Annotated in this window: 16 protein-coding genes and 5 tRNA genes; 12 read left to right on the forward strand and 9 right to left on the reverse strand. The window is 49.2% G+C overall.

The window, feature by feature from the left end; translation table 11 throughout:
- Positions 1-27 precede the first annotated feature (27 nt).
- The 4 genes from ACS5WU_RS00135 (at position 28) to ACS5WU_RS00150 (ending at position 2370) form a co-directional block, all read left to right on the forward strand.
- Complete coding sequence (locus ACS5WU_RS00135) at positions 28-1167, forward strand: cysteine desulfurase family protein (RefSeq protein ID WP_302762105.1); 1140 nt, start codon at positions 28-30, stop codon at positions 1165-1167.
- Positions 1168-1269: 102 nt separating this feature from the next.
- Positions 1270-1524, forward strand: a complete 255-nt coding sequence (locus ACS5WU_RS00140; RefSeq protein WP_046442090.1) for an IreB family regulatory phosphoprotein — start codon at positions 1270-1272, stop codon at positions 1522-1524.
- A 110-nt stretch (positions 1525-1634) separates the two neighbouring features.
- A complete protein-coding gene (gene ruvX, locus ACS5WU_RS00145; RefSeq protein WP_046442088.1) occupies positions 1635-2045 on the forward strand; it encodes a Holliday junction resolvase RuvX in 411 nt (136 codons plus the stop codon).
- Between the two features lie 25 nt (positions 2046-2070).
- Entirely contained in the window at positions 2071-2370 is a 300-nt protein-coding gene (locus tag ACS5WU_RS00150) for a DUF1292 domain-containing protein (protein ID WP_046442087.1), read from the forward strand.
- 97 nt (positions 2371-2467) lie between these two features.
- Here the strand turns inward: ACS5WU_RS00150 and ACS5WU_RS00155 are convergent.
- The 6 genes from ACS5WU_RS00155 to ACS5WU_RS00180 form a co-directional block, all read right to left on the reverse strand.
- A tRNA-Cys gene (locus ACS5WU_RS00155) sits at positions 2468-2541 on the reverse strand.
- Positions 2542-2544: 3 nt separating this feature from the next.
- Positions 2545-2619: transfer RNA gene (locus tag ACS5WU_RS00160), tRNA-Gly, on the reverse strand.
- A 120-nt stretch (positions 2620-2739) separates the two neighbouring features.
- A tRNA-Asp gene (locus tag ACS5WU_RS00165) sits at positions 2740-2816 on the reverse strand.
- A gap of 11 nt (positions 2817-2827) precedes the next feature.
- Positions 2828-2903: transfer RNA gene (locus tag ACS5WU_RS00170), tRNA-Val, on the reverse strand.
- A 104-nt stretch (positions 2904-3007) separates the two neighbouring features.
- Positions 3008-4447, reverse strand: a complete 1440-nt coding sequence (locus ACS5WU_RS00175; RefSeq protein ID WP_465088936.1) for a TaqI-like C-terminal specificity domain-containing protein — start codon at positions 4445-4447, stop codon at positions 3008-3010.
- Positions 4448-5258: 811 nt separating this feature from the next.
- Positions 5259-5347 (reverse strand) — tRNA-Leu (locus ACS5WU_RS00180).
- 236 nt (positions 5348-5583) lie between these two features.
- Here ACS5WU_RS00180 and ACS5WU_RS00185 point away from each other — a divergent pair.
- The 7 genes from ACS5WU_RS00185 to ACS5WU_RS00215 all read left to right on the forward strand — a co-directional run bounded on the left by ACS5WU_RS00185 (position 5584) and on the right by ACS5WU_RS00215 (position 13455).
- Complete coding sequence (locus ACS5WU_RS00185; RefSeq protein ID WP_046442086.1) at positions 5584-6255, forward strand: response regulator transcription factor; 672 nt, start codon at positions 5584-5586, stop codon at positions 6253-6255.
- Complete coding sequence (locus tag ACS5WU_RS00190; RefSeq protein ID WP_302762128.1) at positions 6242-7714, forward strand: sensor histidine kinase; 1473 nt, start codon at positions 6242-6244, stop codon at positions 7712-7714. Before ACS5WU_RS00185 ends, ACS5WU_RS00190 begins: the two co-directional genes overlap by 14 nt.
- A gap of 256 nt (positions 7715-7970) precedes the next feature.
- Positions 7971-8630, forward strand: a complete 660-nt coding sequence (locus tag ACS5WU_RS00195; RefSeq protein ID WP_046442129.1) for a response regulator transcription factor — start codon at positions 7971-7973, stop codon at positions 8628-8630.
- Entirely contained in the window at positions 8627-9640 is a 1014-nt protein-coding gene (locus ACS5WU_RS00200) for a sensor histidine kinase (protein WP_046442082.1), read from the forward strand. Before ACS5WU_RS00195 ends, ACS5WU_RS00200 begins: the two co-directional genes overlap by 4 nt.
- Positions 9641-9818: 178 nt before the next feature.
- The gene (locus tag ACS5WU_RS00205; protein WP_046442128.1) at positions 9819-10586 is read left to right on the forward strand and encodes an ABC transporter ATP-binding protein; all 768 of its coding nucleotides are present in this window, start codon (positions 9819-9821) and stop codon (positions 10584-10586) included.
- The gene (locus ACS5WU_RS00210; RefSeq protein WP_046442081.1) at positions 10576-12588 is read left to right on the forward strand and encodes an FtsX-like permease family protein; all 2013 of its coding nucleotides are present in this window, start codon (positions 10576-10578) and stop codon (positions 12586-12588) included. Before ACS5WU_RS00205 ends, ACS5WU_RS00210 begins: the two co-directional genes overlap by 11 nt.
- Before the next feature lie 69 nt (positions 12589-12657).
- Positions 12658-13455 carry a MerR family transcriptional regulator gene (locus tag ACS5WU_RS00215; protein WP_465088871.1) on the forward strand — a complete coding sequence of 266 codons (798 nt, stop codon included), beginning with the start codon at positions 12658-12660 and terminating at the stop codon, positions 13453-13455.
- Positions 13456-13586: 131 nt separating this feature from the next.
- Here ACS5WU_RS00215 and ACS5WU_RS00220 read toward each other — a convergent pair whose 3' ends face one another.
- Positions 13587-14393: an HAD family hydrolase gene (locus ACS5WU_RS00220; RefSeq protein WP_302760703.1), complete on the reverse strand. Its 807-nt coding sequence runs from the start codon at positions 14391-14393 to the stop codon at positions 13587-13589.
- 121 nt (positions 14394-14514) lie between these two features.
- Positions 14515-14904: a MerR family transcriptional regulator gene (locus tag ACS5WU_RS00225; RefSeq protein ID WP_046442074.1), complete on the reverse strand. Its 390-nt coding sequence runs from the start codon at positions 14902-14904 to the stop codon at positions 14515-14517.
- Positions 14905-15304: 400 nt separating this feature from the next.
- Here ACS5WU_RS00225 and ACS5WU_RS00230 point away from each other — a divergent pair, with 400 nt between their 5' ends.
- Complete coding sequence (locus ACS5WU_RS00230; RefSeq protein WP_046442072.1) at positions 15305-16072, forward strand: ABC transporter ATP-binding protein; 768 nt, start codon at positions 15305-15307, stop codon at positions 16070-16072.
- Here ACS5WU_RS00230 and ACS5WU_RS00235 read toward each other — a convergent pair.
- Positions 16069-17397 carry a DUF2225 domain-containing protein gene (locus ACS5WU_RS00235; RefSeq protein ID WP_302760699.1) on the reverse strand — a complete coding sequence of 443 codons (1329 nt, stop codon included), beginning with the start codon at positions 17395-17397 and terminating at the stop codon, positions 16069-16071. The genes ACS5WU_RS00230 and ACS5WU_RS00235 overlap by 4 nt on opposite strands.
- Between the last annotated feature and the right edge of the window lie 105 nt (positions 17398-17502).

Genomic DNA, 17502 nt, shown 5'->3' on the forward strand with positions numbered 1-17502 from the left:
CTTTTAAGCACAGGGGAATGAAGTGCCATGGACAGGATATATTTGGATTATGCGGCAACGACTTATGTAAAGGATGAGGTTTTGGAGGCAATGCTGCCTTATTATAAGGAGCACTTTGGAAATCCGTCCAGCATATATGAAAGCGGAAGATATGCAAAGCGTGCGCTGGATGAAGCGCGCAGGATGGTTGCAGGCTGCATCCATGCAGGGACAGCGGGCGAGATTTATTTTACGTCCGGCGGTACGGAGAGCGATAACTGGGCGCTGTGCGGGATTGTAGGGGCAGGTAAAGGAAAACACCTGATCACAACTGCCGTGGAGCATCATGCAGTGCTTGAAGCGGCCAGATACCTGCAGGGCAATGGATGTGAAGTGACCTTTCTTAAGCCGGATGAATATGGCATGGTGGGCGCAGAACAGGTGAAAGATGCGCTGCGCGATAATACGGTGCTTATATCGGTATGCTACGCAAACAATGAGGTGGGCACAATAAACCCGGTGCGCGAGATTGGCGAAGTCGCAAGGGAAGCGGGGGTGCTGTTCCATTCGGACGCGGTACAGGCCGCGGGACACTTGCCGATTGACGTACAGGCCGACCATATTGATTTGTTGTCGGTTTCAGCGCATAAGTTTTACGGCCCGAAAGGGGTGGGAGCGCTTTATGTCCGCGATGGCGTAAAGATAGGACAATATATGCGTGGCGGCGCACAGGAGCGGCAGAAGCGTGCAGGGACGGAAAATGTGCCTGAGGCGATTGGCCTTGCCAGGGCGTTTGAGCTGGCGGTAAAATCGCTTGACGAAACGGTAGGGCAACTGACCATGCTTCGCGATTATATGATAACCGAGCTGTTAAAACACATTGCGGGCGTACGGCTTAATGGGCATCCGACGCAACGCTTGTGCAATAATGTTAATATCTCGCTTGAATCCGTAGAGACGGAGGCAGCGCTTGTGAGCCTTGATTTGGCGGGCATTGAATGTTCCGGCGGATCGGCGTGTGCGAGCGGATCGCTCGAGCCGTCCCATGTGCTGCTTGCGATGGGGCTCCCGGAGAGGGTTGCCAGAAACGCGCTGCGCTTTACTATGGGAGATACGACCACAAAGCGGCAGCTGGACGACACGGTCAGGGAACTGGTAAGGCTGTCGGAACGGGCAAATTGTATTTGAAAACACGTCTGTGAAGGCATTTTAAATAATATTGATTTACAATGGGCCTGGATTGGTCTATAATGAAACCAGAGTGACAGTGGCTAAAAAGGAGGAGGAAGCATGGCAGATTTAGATAAAACAATGCAGTTTAACTTTGACAAGGAGCTGGAAAATCCGGTGCGCGGAATTATTCGCATTGTTAGCGAGGCGATGCGCGAAAAGGGATATGATCCGGTGAACCAGTTGATCGGCTATATTGTTTCCGGCGATCCGACCTATGTGACGGGATACAAAAACGCACGTTCTTTGATTGCGAGCGTTGACCGTGACGAACTGCTTGAAGAGCTTGTGAGCTATTATATCAAGCAAATGTAATAAGATACAGATCACGCCTGGCGCTGTTTGTTTCAGGCGTGATTTTTTATACGCGGCATCCGGCAGCCAGGCGGGAGCGGCAAGGGCGACAGGGCAAAAAGGAGAAACATTTGGGAAGAATATTGGGACTTGACGTGGGAGATGTGCGGATTGGCTCCGCGCTTTCCGATTTACTGATGATTACGGCGCAGGGACTTGAAACCTATACGCGCAAGGACGAGCAGGCCGACATTGGACATTTTTGCGAAATCATAAAAGCAAACGATGTGGATAAGATCGTTTGCGGTTTGCCAAAAAATATGAACGGCACGCTTGGAGAGCAGGCGGAGAAGGTACAGGATTTTGCCGAAAAGCTCAGGGAGGCAAGCGGTCTGCCGCTGATTTACTGGGACGAGCGCCTGACGACAAAAAGCGCCCACCGTACGCTGATTGAAGCGGACATGAGCAGGAAAAAAAGAAAAGCGGTTGTGGATAAAATTGCCGCGGTGTATATTTTGCAGGGGTATATGGATAGCCTGTAAACCAAATAGTAGAAAGGAAAAAGCAATGAGTGAAGAATTAAACTTGATCGAAATGCAGGACGAGGACGGCAACGTATTAAAATTTGAGCATTTGCTGACATTCGAAGTGGACGAGGACTTTTATGTCGCGTTTACGCCAATCGAGAAAATGGATGAATTTGATGTGGGCGAAGTTTTGATTATGCGGATCAAAGAGGATGAGGACGGGGATGTTTACCTGCCCATCGAATCGGAACAGGAGCTTGATGAATTGTGGAATATCTTCCAGCAGCTCTATTATGAGGGCGACGAAGAAGGGGACGACGAAGATACGGAGCAGTCATAAAAGCAGGCCCTGCGTTTTGCAGGGCTTTTTTTGTATCTGAATATAAAAAAGCCTCGTCATAAAACGAGGTTTTTTATTGCGGATACTGCCGCAAAGATGGAGGCGCCACCCAGATTTGAACTGGGGGTAAGGGCTTTGCAGGCCCCTGCCTTACCACTTGGCTATGGCGCCATATGGAGCGGAAGACGAGATTCGAACTCGCGACATTCGCCTTGGCAAGGCGACGCTCTACCACTGAGCCACTCCCGCATGATATTTATTGCAGTTTGTCAAATGGTTACGCAGCAAGCATTTGTTAGAAACTGCTATGCAGCGAACCTTTACGGCGGCACAGCCATGCGACGCCATATGTTAATACGCTGTAAAAAATGGCGACCTGGAAGAGACTCGAACTCTCGACCTCTAGCGTGACAGGCTAGCGTTCTAACCAACTGAACTACCAGGCCATAAATAATAATGGTGGGAGTAACAGGGCTCGAACCTGTGACCCTCTGCTTGTAAGGCAGATGCTCTCCCAGCTGAGCTATACTCCCACGCATTAGCGCTGCATTCACAGTGCGTCTATTATTTTATTATAAAGAACTTATGCTGTCAAGACTTTGAGGTGAATTTTTTTAATTTTTTTGAGAAGGCGAAATTATATTAAAAAATCATTTTTGTTTTGAAGCATATTACGGATATATTCCTGCTCGTCTTCCGCAAGCAGGAACAGGCGCATCAGCCTTCGGTCGATATCTTCGTATAACGCGCGCAACGCGGCAGGATTGCTTTCGCATAACAGCCGGTCCGCAAGCAATGCTATTTCATTCTGCTCCTTTTCATTGGCAGCGGGGATGGGAAGGGCTTCAATGTGGGAGCGCAATATTTTTACGGAGGAGAATGTTTGGGTAAAGTAAAACTGCATAGCACGGGAATTGAGCGCCGCAAGGATGTACTTGATGCAAAATCCTTCCGCACGGGGAATGACGATATTGCAGCTGTTGAGCGAAAGCGTCCCCTGGTTGTCGTAGGCAAATACGAGGCAGCCGCCGACAAAACGGTATAACAATTTTTCCGGAGCCCGGTATAGCTGCTCAGGAGCCGTCTGCTGGAATTTTTCCGGTTGGTATACGATTGATTGGGAAGGCGGCATAAAACGGTACTTGCGAAGCTCCGCTCCCTTTAAAACGGGTTCTGTGTTTTCGTGGTTCTGGTCCGCAAGCAAAGCCTGGTTATTTCCTGTAACGATACCCAGTGCGAAATCGGCTTTTCCTTTGAGCATTATGCAGCCGGGAGTATGTTCGAGCTTTTGAAGCAGTGCGTATTCACGGTCGGTGGTTCGCAGGCAGATGCGTTCTGCGGATAGATTGCGTTCCTTACGAATCAAAAAGTCGTGTCCTGCGCTGTGAATACAGATGCCTTTGGCACTACAGGGCTTGCCGGAATGTTGCAGTGTCAGTATGACGGCTGGACACTGCACCCCGTCAAATATGTTGCCAAGGTAATCGATACGGTTGATCTGTGTCCGGGAAAGAAGAAGTTGCCGGATTTTTTTATGGGAACGGACGGTGAGGAGGGATTCGGGAAGGACGAAGGAAAGCGTGCCGCCGGGAGAAAGCCGCCCGATCGCCTGCTCCAGAAACAGGGCACAGGAATCCATGTGATCCACGTGCCTGGCATGAAGCGAGAGAGAGCCCCACGGAGGGTTGCCGACAATCAGGCCATATTCTTTATGGGGAAGACTGTGCAGCGTATCGCCGCAGGTGATGTTCTTATACAGCGTGTTAAGGTCGGGACGCTTGGGGCACAGGGCGAGGTTGATTCTCGTGAGCGTCACAGCGACAGGATCCACATCCTGGCCGTGCAGGCGTGCGGCGCCATACGGGCTTTTTGCGAGGGAAAGCAGAAAGTTGCCGGTTCCGCAACACGGATCAATCATGTCAGGGCAGGACGAACCGGTTTGACTGATAAGCGGCTGAACCATCTGGTCTACGATGCGCGCGGGCGTGTAATAAATGCCGGAAGATTTTCGGCTGCCTGTATTTTTAAGGGAAATATAGAGCAGGCCGAGGACGTCTTCATAGGCACGGTAATTCAATCGGCCGGATAACGCGGCACAAAGGTGCCTGGGGGATGCAAACCGTTTGTCGGAACCGGCAAGAAGGTCGTTGATCAGGGCGCTGTAAGGCCCAATATCAAGCGTTCCGTTCAGAAAGTCATAAAGGACGCTGCCATCGTTTTGAGGACAGGGAATGCCCTGTGCCTGACACAGCAGCAAAAGGGCATAGCCCGCAAGAATATACGGCAGACAGGGCTCAGGATAAGGGCCGGAAGCGATGATTTCCTGCGCTGCGCAGATATTATCACTCTGGCTTCCGATATAATCCTTATAAAATCCAAAGCCGGAAATATGTCTTTTATTCCTGCGGCTTCGCAGGGAAGTCTTCCTGCCAAGCCGGATATCCTGCAACAGGCTGTCAACCTGGGCCCGGTCAAACTGCGCTTTGCAGCCTTCGCCAAAAACAGGCGTAAGCCTTTTGAGCCTGATCCAGTTGCGGCAGGTGGCTTTTGATATCAATAGCTTCTGGCAGGTTTCCTGAAATGAAAGCAGGGTATTTGAACGGTTCATATAAAATCCCCATATCAATTTTAATGAGTTTATTGTAGCCCTTTCACAAAAGGAAGGCAATATATTAAGGGAATAATTATACAAACAGATTTGGATAAAGAATATAAAAAACAGAGCAAAGGTTACTTTGCTCTGTGGTTGAGTATTCATAGGCACAAAAGTATTGGTGGCCCCATGAAACTCGAACGAAGTGAGTTTCGTGGGGAAGAGGAGGAGCAAGGAAGCAAGCGAAGTTTTTTTGTGAAACAAAAAACGGAGCAAAGCGAACTTTGCTCCGACGTGGTGCCGAAGACCGGGATCGAACCGGTACGGGGTTTAACTCCCGCAGGATTTTAAGTCCTGTGCGTCTGCCAATTCCGCCACTTCGGCATAATTGTCCTTTTACCGACTTTTTGTATTTTATCATAACATGAAAAGCAATACAATATTTTCAGGATATTTTTGTAAGCTGTTTTATGCAAAAACAATACATTTCAGGGAAAACAACTGTTATAATGTGAAAGACGAAATTTAATTTGGACGGGGAGAAAAATCGTTTTGTTTTCACATGGCGTTCACACTGGAAGGGTAGGATAGAATTGAGAAAAAAAGATGGCGGTGAAGTGATGTATAAAATACTTGTCGTAGATGATGAAGATAATATCCGTTCTCTGATACGCAAGTACGCGGAATTTGAAGGTTACGAGGTAGCAGAAGCTGCGGACGGCATGGAAGCGGTAACTATGTGCAGGGACAATGATTATGATTTCATTATTATGGATATCATGATGCCCGAGCTCGACGGATTTTCGGCGTGCAGTAAAATCAGGGAGGAAAAGGATATCCCTGTGCTGATGTTATCGGCGCGCGGTGAGGAATATGACAAAATACACGGTTTTGAGCTTGGCATCGACGATTATGTGGTAAAGCCGTTTTCTCCAAAAGAGCTGATGATGCGTGTGAATGCAATTTTGCAGCGCGCCAAAAAGAGCGGAAGCGATAACGAGGTAATGGATTTCGGCGGACTCAAAATCGACACATCGGCGATGATCGTCTATGTGGACGGAGAAAAAGCGGAGCTTTCGCCCAAGGGATACGAGCTGCTCTATTACCTTGCGAAGAACAAAGGGATTGCCCTCACGCGGGAAAAACTCATTACAGAGGTGTGGGGATACGATTTTTATGGGGACGACAGGACTCTCGATACGCACATCAAGCTTCTTAGGACGGCGCTCAAGGATTACCGCGATTATATCGTGACGTTAAGGGGAGTGGGTTACCGGTTTGAAATCCAGTAAGATAAGCGTAAAATGGAAAATATTTTCATATATCCTGATTTTCGCCGCGGCGATGCTCGTGCTTTTGTGGTTGTTCCAAATTGTTTTTTTGAATGATTTTTACCAGGCGATCAAGCAGGGAGAAATCAAAAAAATTGCACAGATGATCGAACAAAATATCGATAACAGCGATGTCCAGTCGCTGATTGACCGGATTGGGCAGCGTTTTGACGTATGCGTACGCGTGGTGGACGCTCAGGAACAGGAAGTATACGCGGCGGAAACCCTGCCGGATTGCGTGATCCACAAGCTGCCGGAATTTGAGCTTGAAGCGATTAAGCAAAAAACGATTGCAAACGGCGGGAGTATGATCCAGATTATGCCGCGGACGCAGTTTGTCAACTCGCAGTATAACCAGGATAAATTCCAGGGAAACGTGCCGCCGCCGGATTCGGGTATGTCTGAAAGCCTCATTTATTCTCACATTATAACGGATGCCGACGGAACGCAGCTCATGCTGCTTTTGAATTCCAAAATTACGCCTGTAAGCTCTACGGTGGAAACGCTTCGAGTACAGTTGATCTATGTCACCATTATTTTGATCGCGTGCGCGCTGTTCCTTGCTTTTATGATCTCAAAATGGGTGTCAAAGCCAATCGTCAGGATCAACAAGAGCGCCAAAAAGCTTGCGCGTGCGGAATATGACGACGTGCATTTTGACGATACGGGTTACAGGGAGATCGCCGAGCTTGCGGATACGCTCAATTATGCGGCACGTGAGCTTTCCAAGGTGGAAAATTTGCGGCGGGAGCTGATTGCAAACATATCGCACGACCTGCGTACGCCTCTTACGCTGATCACCGGATATGCGGAGGTAATGAGGGATATCCCCGGCGAGAGCACACCGCAAAATATCCAAATCATTATAGACGAAGCAAAACGGCTTACGACGCTTGTGAACGACGTGATGGACATTTCCAAGCTGCAGGCGGGGACGCAAACCCTTGAAAAGACGCGCTTCAACCTCACGCAGGCGATACGTGATATTTTGTCACGGTACACCAAGCTGGTGGAGCAGGACGGCTATACGCTTGAATTTATCCATGGGGACGATGTTTTTGTGGAGGCGGACATGGTAAAGATCACGCAGGTGGTATATAACCTCGTGAACAATGCCATTACATATACGGGCAAAGATAAAAAGGTGGTTGTGCGCCAAGTGGTCAGGGATGGCTCGGTTACGATATCAGTGGAAGACGACGGCGAGGGGATTCCGGCGGATAAGCTTGAATATATCTGGGACCGCTATTACAAGGTAGATAAGGCACACAAGCGGGCAGCCGTGGGGACAGGCCTCGGGTTGTCCATCGTGAAGGGCGTGCTGGGGCTGCACAACGCGCAGTATGGCGTAACGAGCGAGGAAGGCAAGGGAAGCGTATTCTGGTTCCGGCTGCCGGAATCAAACGAAAGAGCCGAATAAAAGGAAGTTAAAAACGGGAAGCAATTTGCTTTCCGTTTTTTATTTTGTAAGGGAATGTTAAGAATAGACTGGGTGAATTGCGTTGTGGGCGTCCCGCTTTTGTTTTATAATACTGGTATCAAATGAAAAACGTTATTTGCATTTGATGGCGCCTCGCATTGCTTGGCCTGCGTTTTGCGCCGCATATGTGCAAAAGCGTCTCATACCGTTTCAGACGCGCTTCACGGTATGTTATGGGAAAGGACAGTGTTTCGAAATGAAAATTTGTATTGTGGAAGATAATCAGAAAATACGGGACGAGCTTGGCTCGTTTCTTCAAAAATACGGGTACGACGTTTTTTTGGTCGATTCCTTTGACCATGTGGTTGAGGATATTTTAAAGGAGGAAGCCGATCTTTTGCTGCTGGACATCAACCTGCCGGTGGTGGACGGATATTCAATTTGCCGTGAGGTTCGGAAGGAATCGTCCCTGCCGATTATTATTGTCACGAGCCGGAACACAGAAATGGACGAGCTGATGAGTATGAACCTTGGCGCGGACGACTTTGTAACAAAGCCCTATAATACGCAGATTCTTCTGGCGCGCATCAATTCGGTTCTGAAGCGTGCGTACCATACTGTAGATAAAGTGGACTGCGGCAGGTTTTTGCTGAATAATTCGCGCAGCGTAGTGGAGTATGGCGGACAGGAAATCGAGCTTACCAAAAATGAACTGCGTATATTGAGCACTCTCGCGCAGCACCCGGGCAGTATTGTTTCGCGCGACGACCTGATGACGGATCTGTGGAGCAGCGATATGTTTGTGGACGAAAACACGCTGAATGTAAATGTGAACCGCCTGCGGAAAAAGCTTGAGGAGGCTGGCCTTAAGGATGTGATCGAAACAAAGAGGGGACAGGGTTATTTGTTAAAATGAGATGGATGGAATACCTGAGGGATAAAGCGGTTTTTTTATTGTTTGACGCATTCCTGCTTGTGGCGGTGATACTTTTGTTTTACCTGCTTTCCGTAGGGACGATGATCATTGTGTTTTTTGGATGTATTTTCCTTGCCTGCATGGTCGTGCCATTAATTGTGGAATACAGGAAGCGAAAGGCGTTTTATGAAAATTTTATTGAAATGCTTGATTCGCTTGAACGCAAGAACCTCATTGCGGAAATGGTGGAAAGGCCGGATTTCAGGGAAGGAATGATCCTTTACGATGCGCTGAAGACGTCGAATAAGGCAATGCTTGAGGAAATCAGGAAATACAGTAAGGCGCAAAAAGAATACCAGGAATATATTGAAATGTGGGTGCACGAAATCAAGACGCCGATTGCGTCCTCGAGGTTGATTCTGGAAAACAGCGACGGCTTTGCAGGGGCGGACGGGCTTGGCGAAGACCTTTCCGCACTGGAGAACCTTGTAGAGCAGGTGCTGTTTTATGCGCGGAGCAACGCTGTGGAAAAGGATTACATGGTGCGCAAGGCAAACCTCAGGGAGATCGTTTATGCCGCGGCAAGGAGAAACGCAAAACAATTAATTGGAAGGAAGATTCGTTTTGAAGCGGAATTGCCGGATATCATCGTATATACGGATGCAAAATGGATCGAATTCATTTTGAACCAGATTCTGGGGAATGCAATCAAATACAGCGATAAAGCGGACGCTCAAATCATAATTACCGCAAAGGAGAACCCAAATTCCGTAGTGCTCAGTATCAGCGATAACGGAATAGGGATACCAGCGGCGGAGGTTGGGCGTATCTTTGAAAAAGGATTCACCGGAAGCAATGGGCGAAAGAAGGAAAAATCGACCGGCATGGGGCTTTATCTTTGCGCGAAATTATGCGACCGGCTGGGGCACGGTATCGCCGTCTCTTCTACGGAAGGAGAGGGGACTGCGATCAGTATTACATTCCCCAAAAGCTCGATGACGGATATATGACGTTACGGAAAAAGGCAGCATCTGCGAATAGATTTTTGCCGCCTTACAAAAATGTAAGGTTTGCGTAAGCTAGAGCGATAGATGCAATGCGGGCTGCTTTGTATAATAAAATTGCGGTGGAGGAAAACCGCTATTTTATCAAATGGAGTTTGCAATGAGCATTTATTGGGAGGCAAAAATGGAGACACTACTCAAAGTCAGGAATGTAGAAAAAATATACGGCGGAAAGGGGAACATGACGCGCGCCTTAAACGACGTGAATTTTGACGTTGGAAAGGGCGAATTCCTTGGCATTATGGGCCCGTCCGGAAGCGGAAAAACGACGCTGCTGAATTGTATTTCCACAATCGACAACGTGACGAGCGGCCATATTATGATCGGCGGCACGGATATCACAGAGCTGAAAGCCGGGCGGCTGGCCGGATTCCGCAGGGAACAGCTTGGATTTATTTTCCAGGATTTCAACCTGCTTGATACATTGTCGGGGTATGAAAATATCGCGCTCGCGCTGACGATTTGCGGCGTGGGCTATAAGCAGATTAAGGAACGCATCAAAAATATCGCACAGACGCTCGAGATCAATGACGTGCTCTATAAATATCCGTGCGAAATGTCGGGCGGCCAAAAGCAGCGTGTAGCCGCCGCGCGCGCAATTATTACAAATCCTTCGCTCATCCTGGCGGACGAGCCGACGGGGGCGCTCGATTCCAAATCCTCGCGGATGCTGCTTGAAAACTTTGTGAATATGAACCAAAGACTGGGGGCGACGCTCCTTATGGTAACGCACGACGCATTCGCAGCGAGCTATTGCAGCAGGATTCTGTTTTTGCGCGACGGCAAGATTTTTACAGAGCTTTTACGCGGAGCGGACAGCCGCAAGGATTTCTTCAGCAAGATCATCGAAGTGGTTTCCCTTCTGGGAGGTGACGTAGCCGATGCTGTTTAAATTAGCTTTCAGGAACGTACGTAAAAGCTTCGGCGATTATACGGTCTATTTTATTACGCTGATGTTTGCGGTCATGTTTTTTTATGCGTTTAACTCGCTGGATGCGCAGCAGGCGATTATGGACCTGAATTCAAGTAAAGCGACTTCCGCACAGGTGATGCTGGAAAGCATTAAGGTGTTTTCTACGTTCGTAGCGATTACGCTTGGCATTCTGATCCTGTATGCAAACAACTTCCTCATCAAGCGCAGGAATAAAGAGCTTGGCGTATATCTTGTGCTTGGTATGGGAAAAGGGCGGGTGGCCGCGATCTTCATGGTGGAAACGCTGCTGGTAGGGGTAATCGCGCTTGCCGTGGGACTGCTGCTGGGCGTGCTCTTCTCGCAGGGAATGTCGCTCATTACGGCAAGGATGTTTGAGGTACAGCTCAAGGAATATGTGTTTGTATTCTCGGCAAAGGCGATGACGCAGTCTGTCATTTACTTTGGCGCGATGTTTGTGTGCGTAATGATCTTCAATGCGGTGCGCGTATCCAAGCAAAAGGTGATCAGGCTGCTGCATGCCGAAGAGGAAAACGAAAAGGTGATCAGCCGTAAAACAGGCGTGTCGGTGGCGCTTACCATAGCGGGCATCGTGCTGATTATCATTGCATATTACCTGATCATCAAGGGAATGCTGATTATGTACCTGCCGTTTGTGATGCTGTTTGGCATACCCGGAACCTTCCTGCTGTTCGCAGGGCTGTCCGGATTCGTTTATAAGATTGCCTCGAGCAACAAGAAACGGTATTTTAAGGGCCTCAACCTGTTTGTGACGCGCCAGCTAACAAGCAAGATCAATTCCACGCATACGTCAATGGCGCTCATTTGCATCATGCTGTTTGTAACGATCGTAACGCTGGGGGCAAGCTCCGGCGTATCTGCGGCGGTCAACAAAGAGGCGTACCGCGAGCTGCGGTTCGATACGGAATACAGGATGAAGGCAGAGGCGGTACAAAGCGAGGGGAGCGGTCTTCGGGCGCTTGAAAATTATGGGATCCCTATGGACGAGCTTTACGGGCAGACCTCGGAATATGCGCGCTACGAAAGCGACGTGGATATCCTGAAGCAGTTTGGAGATTACCTTGAGGTGTCCCAGATGAGCGAAATAGCGCAGGTTATGGGAGAAGAGGTATTTGCGGAGGCGGTGCCGGTTTCCCAGTTCAACAGCTTTTTGAAAATGATCGGCGAACCGGAGGTGGAGCTTTCCGGGAACGAGCTCGGAGCGTTTACGTATAACGAGGCGATGGGTGAGAAATTACAAAAATTTTCACACGACGGAAAAACAATCCATTCCAATGGAAAGGAATATACGGTCCCGGGCAATGCTGTCGGCGTTGTGAATACGCGTATCACAGGGGCCTCGACAGCAGCGCCGATCACGCTTGTTTACCCGGATGAGGATGTTTCCGGTTTTACGCTCGGTGATGCCGTTGTAAACGGGATATTCCCGCAGGGCGCTGACCGCGAGGCGGCAAACCAGGCGGTTTGGGACAAACAAAACGAGTTGGTAAAAGCAAATCCTGACCGTCCGTACAGTTATTTTACAACCGCGCTCAGCCAGCAGGATTCGAGCGTTGGATTGCGCGTGACGATTTCATTTGTGGGCATTTACCTGGGCATTACGTTCCTTGTGACTGCGGCGGTCATCCTTGCGCTGCAGCAGCTTTCCGCGGCAAACGACAACAAAAGGCGGTATGCTACCCTGCGCAAGCTTGGTACGGATGAAAAGCTGATTAACCGGTCTCTCCTGAAACAGATCGCGGTCTATTTCCTGATACCGCTCGCCGTTGCGGCAGTCCACGCGATCTTTGGGATACAGGGAATCATGAGCATGATCAATATGATGTGGTACGAAAACGTATATCAGGACGTAATCTGGGGACTTGCGCTCATAGCGGTGATTTACGGTATCTATTTTGCGATTACGTATTTCAGCAGTAAAAAAATCATCCGCGAAAAATAAATGCTTGACCTTGACACTGTGTGAAGGTGTATTCTTAGAAAAGAACCGGTTCTGAGAAGGAGATTATTCATGCTTACCATTGGCGGATTTGCAAAGCTGGGCGGACTTTCCGCACGGATGCTGCGGCACTATGACCTCATGGGCCTGCTGTGCCCGGCATATGTGGCGGAAAACGGCTATCGGTATTATGATCCTGCACAGCTTGCGGTTGCGGAGCAGATCGAGACGCTGAAAGGCTACGGATTTTCGCTTGCGGAGATTCGCGGGCTTCTGCCCCTGCCGCAGGAGGAGCTTGCCGTGCGTATCCATACGCGGCGGCTGAGGCTGCAGGGAGAGCTTGACGCGCTGCGCAAAAAATTACGCCAGATGGAAGCCGACATTGCCGAAATGGAGGGAACCGGTATTATGATGGAAAAATATCATGTAATTGTGATGAATGCACCGCCGCAAAAGGTGTTTTGCCTGAGGAAAACAATCAGTGTGAGCGAAACGCACGAGCTGTTTCAGGAGCTTTTGAAGGAGATGAAGGAACGCGGGTTTACGCGCACCGGAGTGACGCAGCAGATGTATATGGGAGACGAATTCTCTTACGATGCGATGGACGTGGAGGCGCAGGTAGAGGTCGCTCAGGATGGCGACGGCGTAAAAACGCTGCCGGCGGGTACGTTTGCAGCGGTCACGCACGTTGGCCCATATGAAACGGTACGCTATGCGTATGAAGCAATACAAAACTGGTTTGAAAACCAGAATGAGTACGAGGTGTGCGGCCCGGCAATCGAGCGTTTTCTGAAGGATGAAGAGATGGCGCTGAGCCCTGAGGAGCTGGAAACAGCGGTGTTGTTCCCGGTCAAAAAGAAAGAACGGTAAACAGGTAAAGTAAAAGAGGCGGAGCGTTATGCTCCGTCTCTTCCAGTATTAAGGCGTGACCACAGCCGGAACGAAAAGCGGCGTTTGACCTTCCCGGGTGTTTTGCCGGGACGGGATACTCCGGCGCCGCCTCAATCCTTTATCAGATTCATTTTTTTCAGGGCATGATAGATACCGTCGTGGTCGTTATCCAAAGTATGATTTGCTATTCTTTCTTTCAGCGCATGGGGAGCGTTTTCCATCAGGAAGCCGTATCCCACCGCCTTAAGCATTTCCTCGTCGTTATAGTTATCGCCAAACGCGATGGCGTCTTTTATGTCGTAGCCCCACATAGAGCATAGCCTGTGCACCGCATGCGCCTTCGTAATACCTTTTCCCATAATTTCCAGAAGTATGTCGGACGATTTCGCAATGGAACAATCGGGGAACGCCGCGCCTATTTCCTGTTCAATTTCTAAAATGTGGCCGGGATTGCAGATACACAGGATTTTATTGACGTTCGCCCCGTCCTCAAGAGCGTTGACCGTGCCGCGTTTCGCCCGTGCCTTTACATAATATTCTTCGCGTATAATACGGGGATCGTCTGTGTCTTCAACGAGCCATTCATCCATGGAAAAGGCGCTCCAGCTTAAGTCGAGCTGCCGGTTTTTTACAAATTGTATGATTTTCGCCGCATATTCTTTGGTCATTCCGGCATCGTAAAGGACATTCCTGTCTGCATCCAGCATCAGGCTGCCGCTGTAAGAAATAATCGGGCAGTTAAAATCATATTCGCGCAAAATCGGGTAGATTGCCGATGGGCTTCTTGCTGAAACGATCACAAATGGAATTTGTGTATTGCGAAGGCTGGTGATTGCCTGCATTGTAAGGGGAGATATACTCCGCGTGGAGGTAAGTAATGTTCCGTCAATATCGCTGAAAACAATGTGCCGCTTCATGCAAAGCTCCTTTTCCTGTATTTTGTATTCAGTAAAACAAAATGGTTTTGAATCGTTATACTCCAATCGCTATGAACAGGCAACGGAATGAAATATGAATCATGCGCCATGCTTTGCCTGTTCAGGAATCGGTTCCATCCCGCAGCCTTTTTTCCGCAGGGACAATCGTTTCTTCGTAGGACTTGATTTTTTTATCCAGACGCTCAAGCGTTGCCTGCATATCTGCGATACGCTCGGCGAGCAGCCGCCGCTGCTCCGTAAGGAGATCTTTCCTTGCGTCGATTGTGGAATCCCCCTGTGCAAAAAGCGCAACGTAATCGATCAGCACCTCGATGGGAAGCCCCGCCCCGCGCATACATTTGATAAATCCAACCCAGTTGCAGTCCTCGTCCGTATAATCCCTGATTCCGCCGCTGGTGCGGTGGACCGGGGGAACAAGGCCGATCCGTTCGTAATAGCGGAGCGTATCTGCCGAAAGGGCATATTTTTTACTGACTTCTGTAATCGTCATGCGATTCAGCCTCCTGTTTCTTATAGTATAACACAGCGGCGCAGCAGGGTGATTATGTTTTTCACCGGATACAGCCGCAGCGCCGTCGTTCTACTGCAAGCATACCATCTGGAGCGGACTCCAAGTCAAGCGCTATTTTGTTTTTTATTCGCATTGGAAGGGATTTTCGGATATTGTAAGAATTTTGTAAGGATTTGCTTAACAGCCGTTAAGAAATAGGGATTATAATAAAAGCATCAGTTAAAAGAAAGGGAGTGATTTTTATGAAAAAAGTATTATATGCGGTAATGGTAGTGATAGGGGCATTCTTTTTGGTCAGCGCGGGGATGGACGAGACGCGCACGCTTGAAATCATTCCCGACTATAAAAGAATATAAATCAGATTTGGGAGTAGGGACGGATGGAGCATTTGCTGGAAGTCAGGGACATTGAAAAGATATACGGAAGCAGGGGAAACATCACAAAGGCTCTGGACGGCGTCAGCCTGACTGTAGAGGAACATGAGTTTCTGGGAATCATGGGCCCGTCGGGGAGCGGGAAAACGACTTTGCTGAATTGCATTTCGACGATCGATTCCGTAACGACAGGCCATATCTATATCGGTGGGACTGATATTACGGCATTGCGAAGCGGGGCGCTTTCAAAATTTCGCAGGGAAAAACTGGGGTTCGTTTTTCAGGAGTTCAATTTACTCGATACGCTTTCCGGATATGAAAATATAGCGCTTGCGCTGACGATTGGAAATGTTCCGTTTAAGGAGCTTAGGGTGCGGGTTGCTCAGGTAGCCGATGCGCTTGAAATCAGCGATATTCTGCATAAGTATCCGCCGGAGATGTCCGGCGGGCAAAAACAACGGATCGCGGCGGCAAGGGCTATGGTGACGGAACCGTCGCTGGTACTTGCGGACGAGCCGACGGGAGCGCTCGATTCCAAAGCGGCGCGCACGATGCTGGAAAGCTTTGCGGGCATGAACAAAAGATTACGTGCGACCATCCTGATGGTGACGCACGACGCATTTGCCGCAAGCTATTGCAGCCGTATTCTTTTTTTGCGCGACGGGAAGATTTTTACGGAGCTATTGCGGGGAGGGCAGACACGAAGACAGTTTTTTGACAAAATTATCGACGTGGTATCCCTCCTCGGCGGCGACGTAGCGGACGCGGTTTAGGAATGTTTTTCATCCCGGATGATCTCCCACAGGTCTTCTGCGAGGTTTGTATAAATGCCCTTTCCAGTTTTAGCGGTTTTGGCCTGGAACAGCCAGCGGGACGTTTTCTCAAGCTCGCCGGTGCGATACAGCATACCGGCGATTTGCAGGGATACAACCTGTTCCTGAAGCTTATTCAAATTACCGGACATATAAAGGGCTTCGCCCGTTTCAGCGGCTTTTAAGGCGGCGGCGCGCTCCGGTTCTTCGTCCCCGGCTTCTTCATAAAGCCAGCTCAGGTTAGCCCAGAGCTTCAGGTCGAGCTGTTTTTGTTTGGAAGGAAAGGCCGGGGAGCAAAGAAGCGCGAGGTAATGGGCGGCAAAAACGAAGTCGAGATCACGCTCGGCAGTGAAATCCAATGCGGTTTCATTTTTGGCGGCGGCTAAAGCCTCCTGGATTTTTTCCTTCTGGAAACGCACCGGTTCGATAAAATAATCAAACAGCATACTGAAATAGCAATGCGGGCAGGTGAGAATATCATACCATTCCGCTTGAAATCCCTTGTAACGTTTGCGAAGATCGTACCGCATAGGGGAGGAAGGCACTAATTTGGACAAAAACACTTTATAGCCACGGAAGGCTTGCGAGCAGTTCGGGCATTTAAATTCTTTTTCAAACAGGTATTTTTTATATTCCGGCTTTTCGATCCCTGCATATCCGCGGAATCCCGGAGGAAACAAGGCGGGGGCCGCCCCGTGCTTTTCCAAAATAATATTTGCGGCGCTTTGGGCGGACGTTTGCTGTATATTTGCAGAAGCGTCGTTTTTTATTTCATCCTTTTTTTGGAGAAGGGACTCGCGTATTTTGAGCGCCTCAGGGGAGAGCTTAAATGTTTTTCCGGTTTCATTTGAAGGCGCATGTGCCTGCGGGGCAGCCGCAGGTATTTCGTTTGCGGGAACCGTGGCCTGCTTCCCCGCTGCAGGCCGTTCTATTCCGGCGGGTAGCGGCGTTTCCTTCAGCCCATAGGCATCGCGCAGCAGCATATATAACAGCATTGGATTTGTGCGGGCGATTGCACCGAACGTATCTGCGGCGATTGCATATACGGTGACGGCGTCCAGCGCACGGAATTTTTGTTGACTGGTTCCAGTGAATAAAAGCTGCTCGCCAAACGAATCCCCGGCAGTTAATGTGTCTTCGTTTTTGTCGTTTTCTGCGTTAAACACACCCACAGAACCGCAGACCACAATATACATTTTACGGGCGTCTGAGTCCTGCGGTATGGATTGTCCTTCTGAAAAATGCTCACGGTATGCGGCATCGTGGAGCAGGTTAATATCGATCACAATAATTCTCCCTTTTGGATGTCCTGATAATATATATTTTAATTATACTACAAGATGCGGCAGGATTGTAAAAAAGTGACGGATTGCGGGGGGAAATGCGTCCAT

It is taken from the genome of Christensenella sp. KGMB01412 (assembly GCF_055522415.1).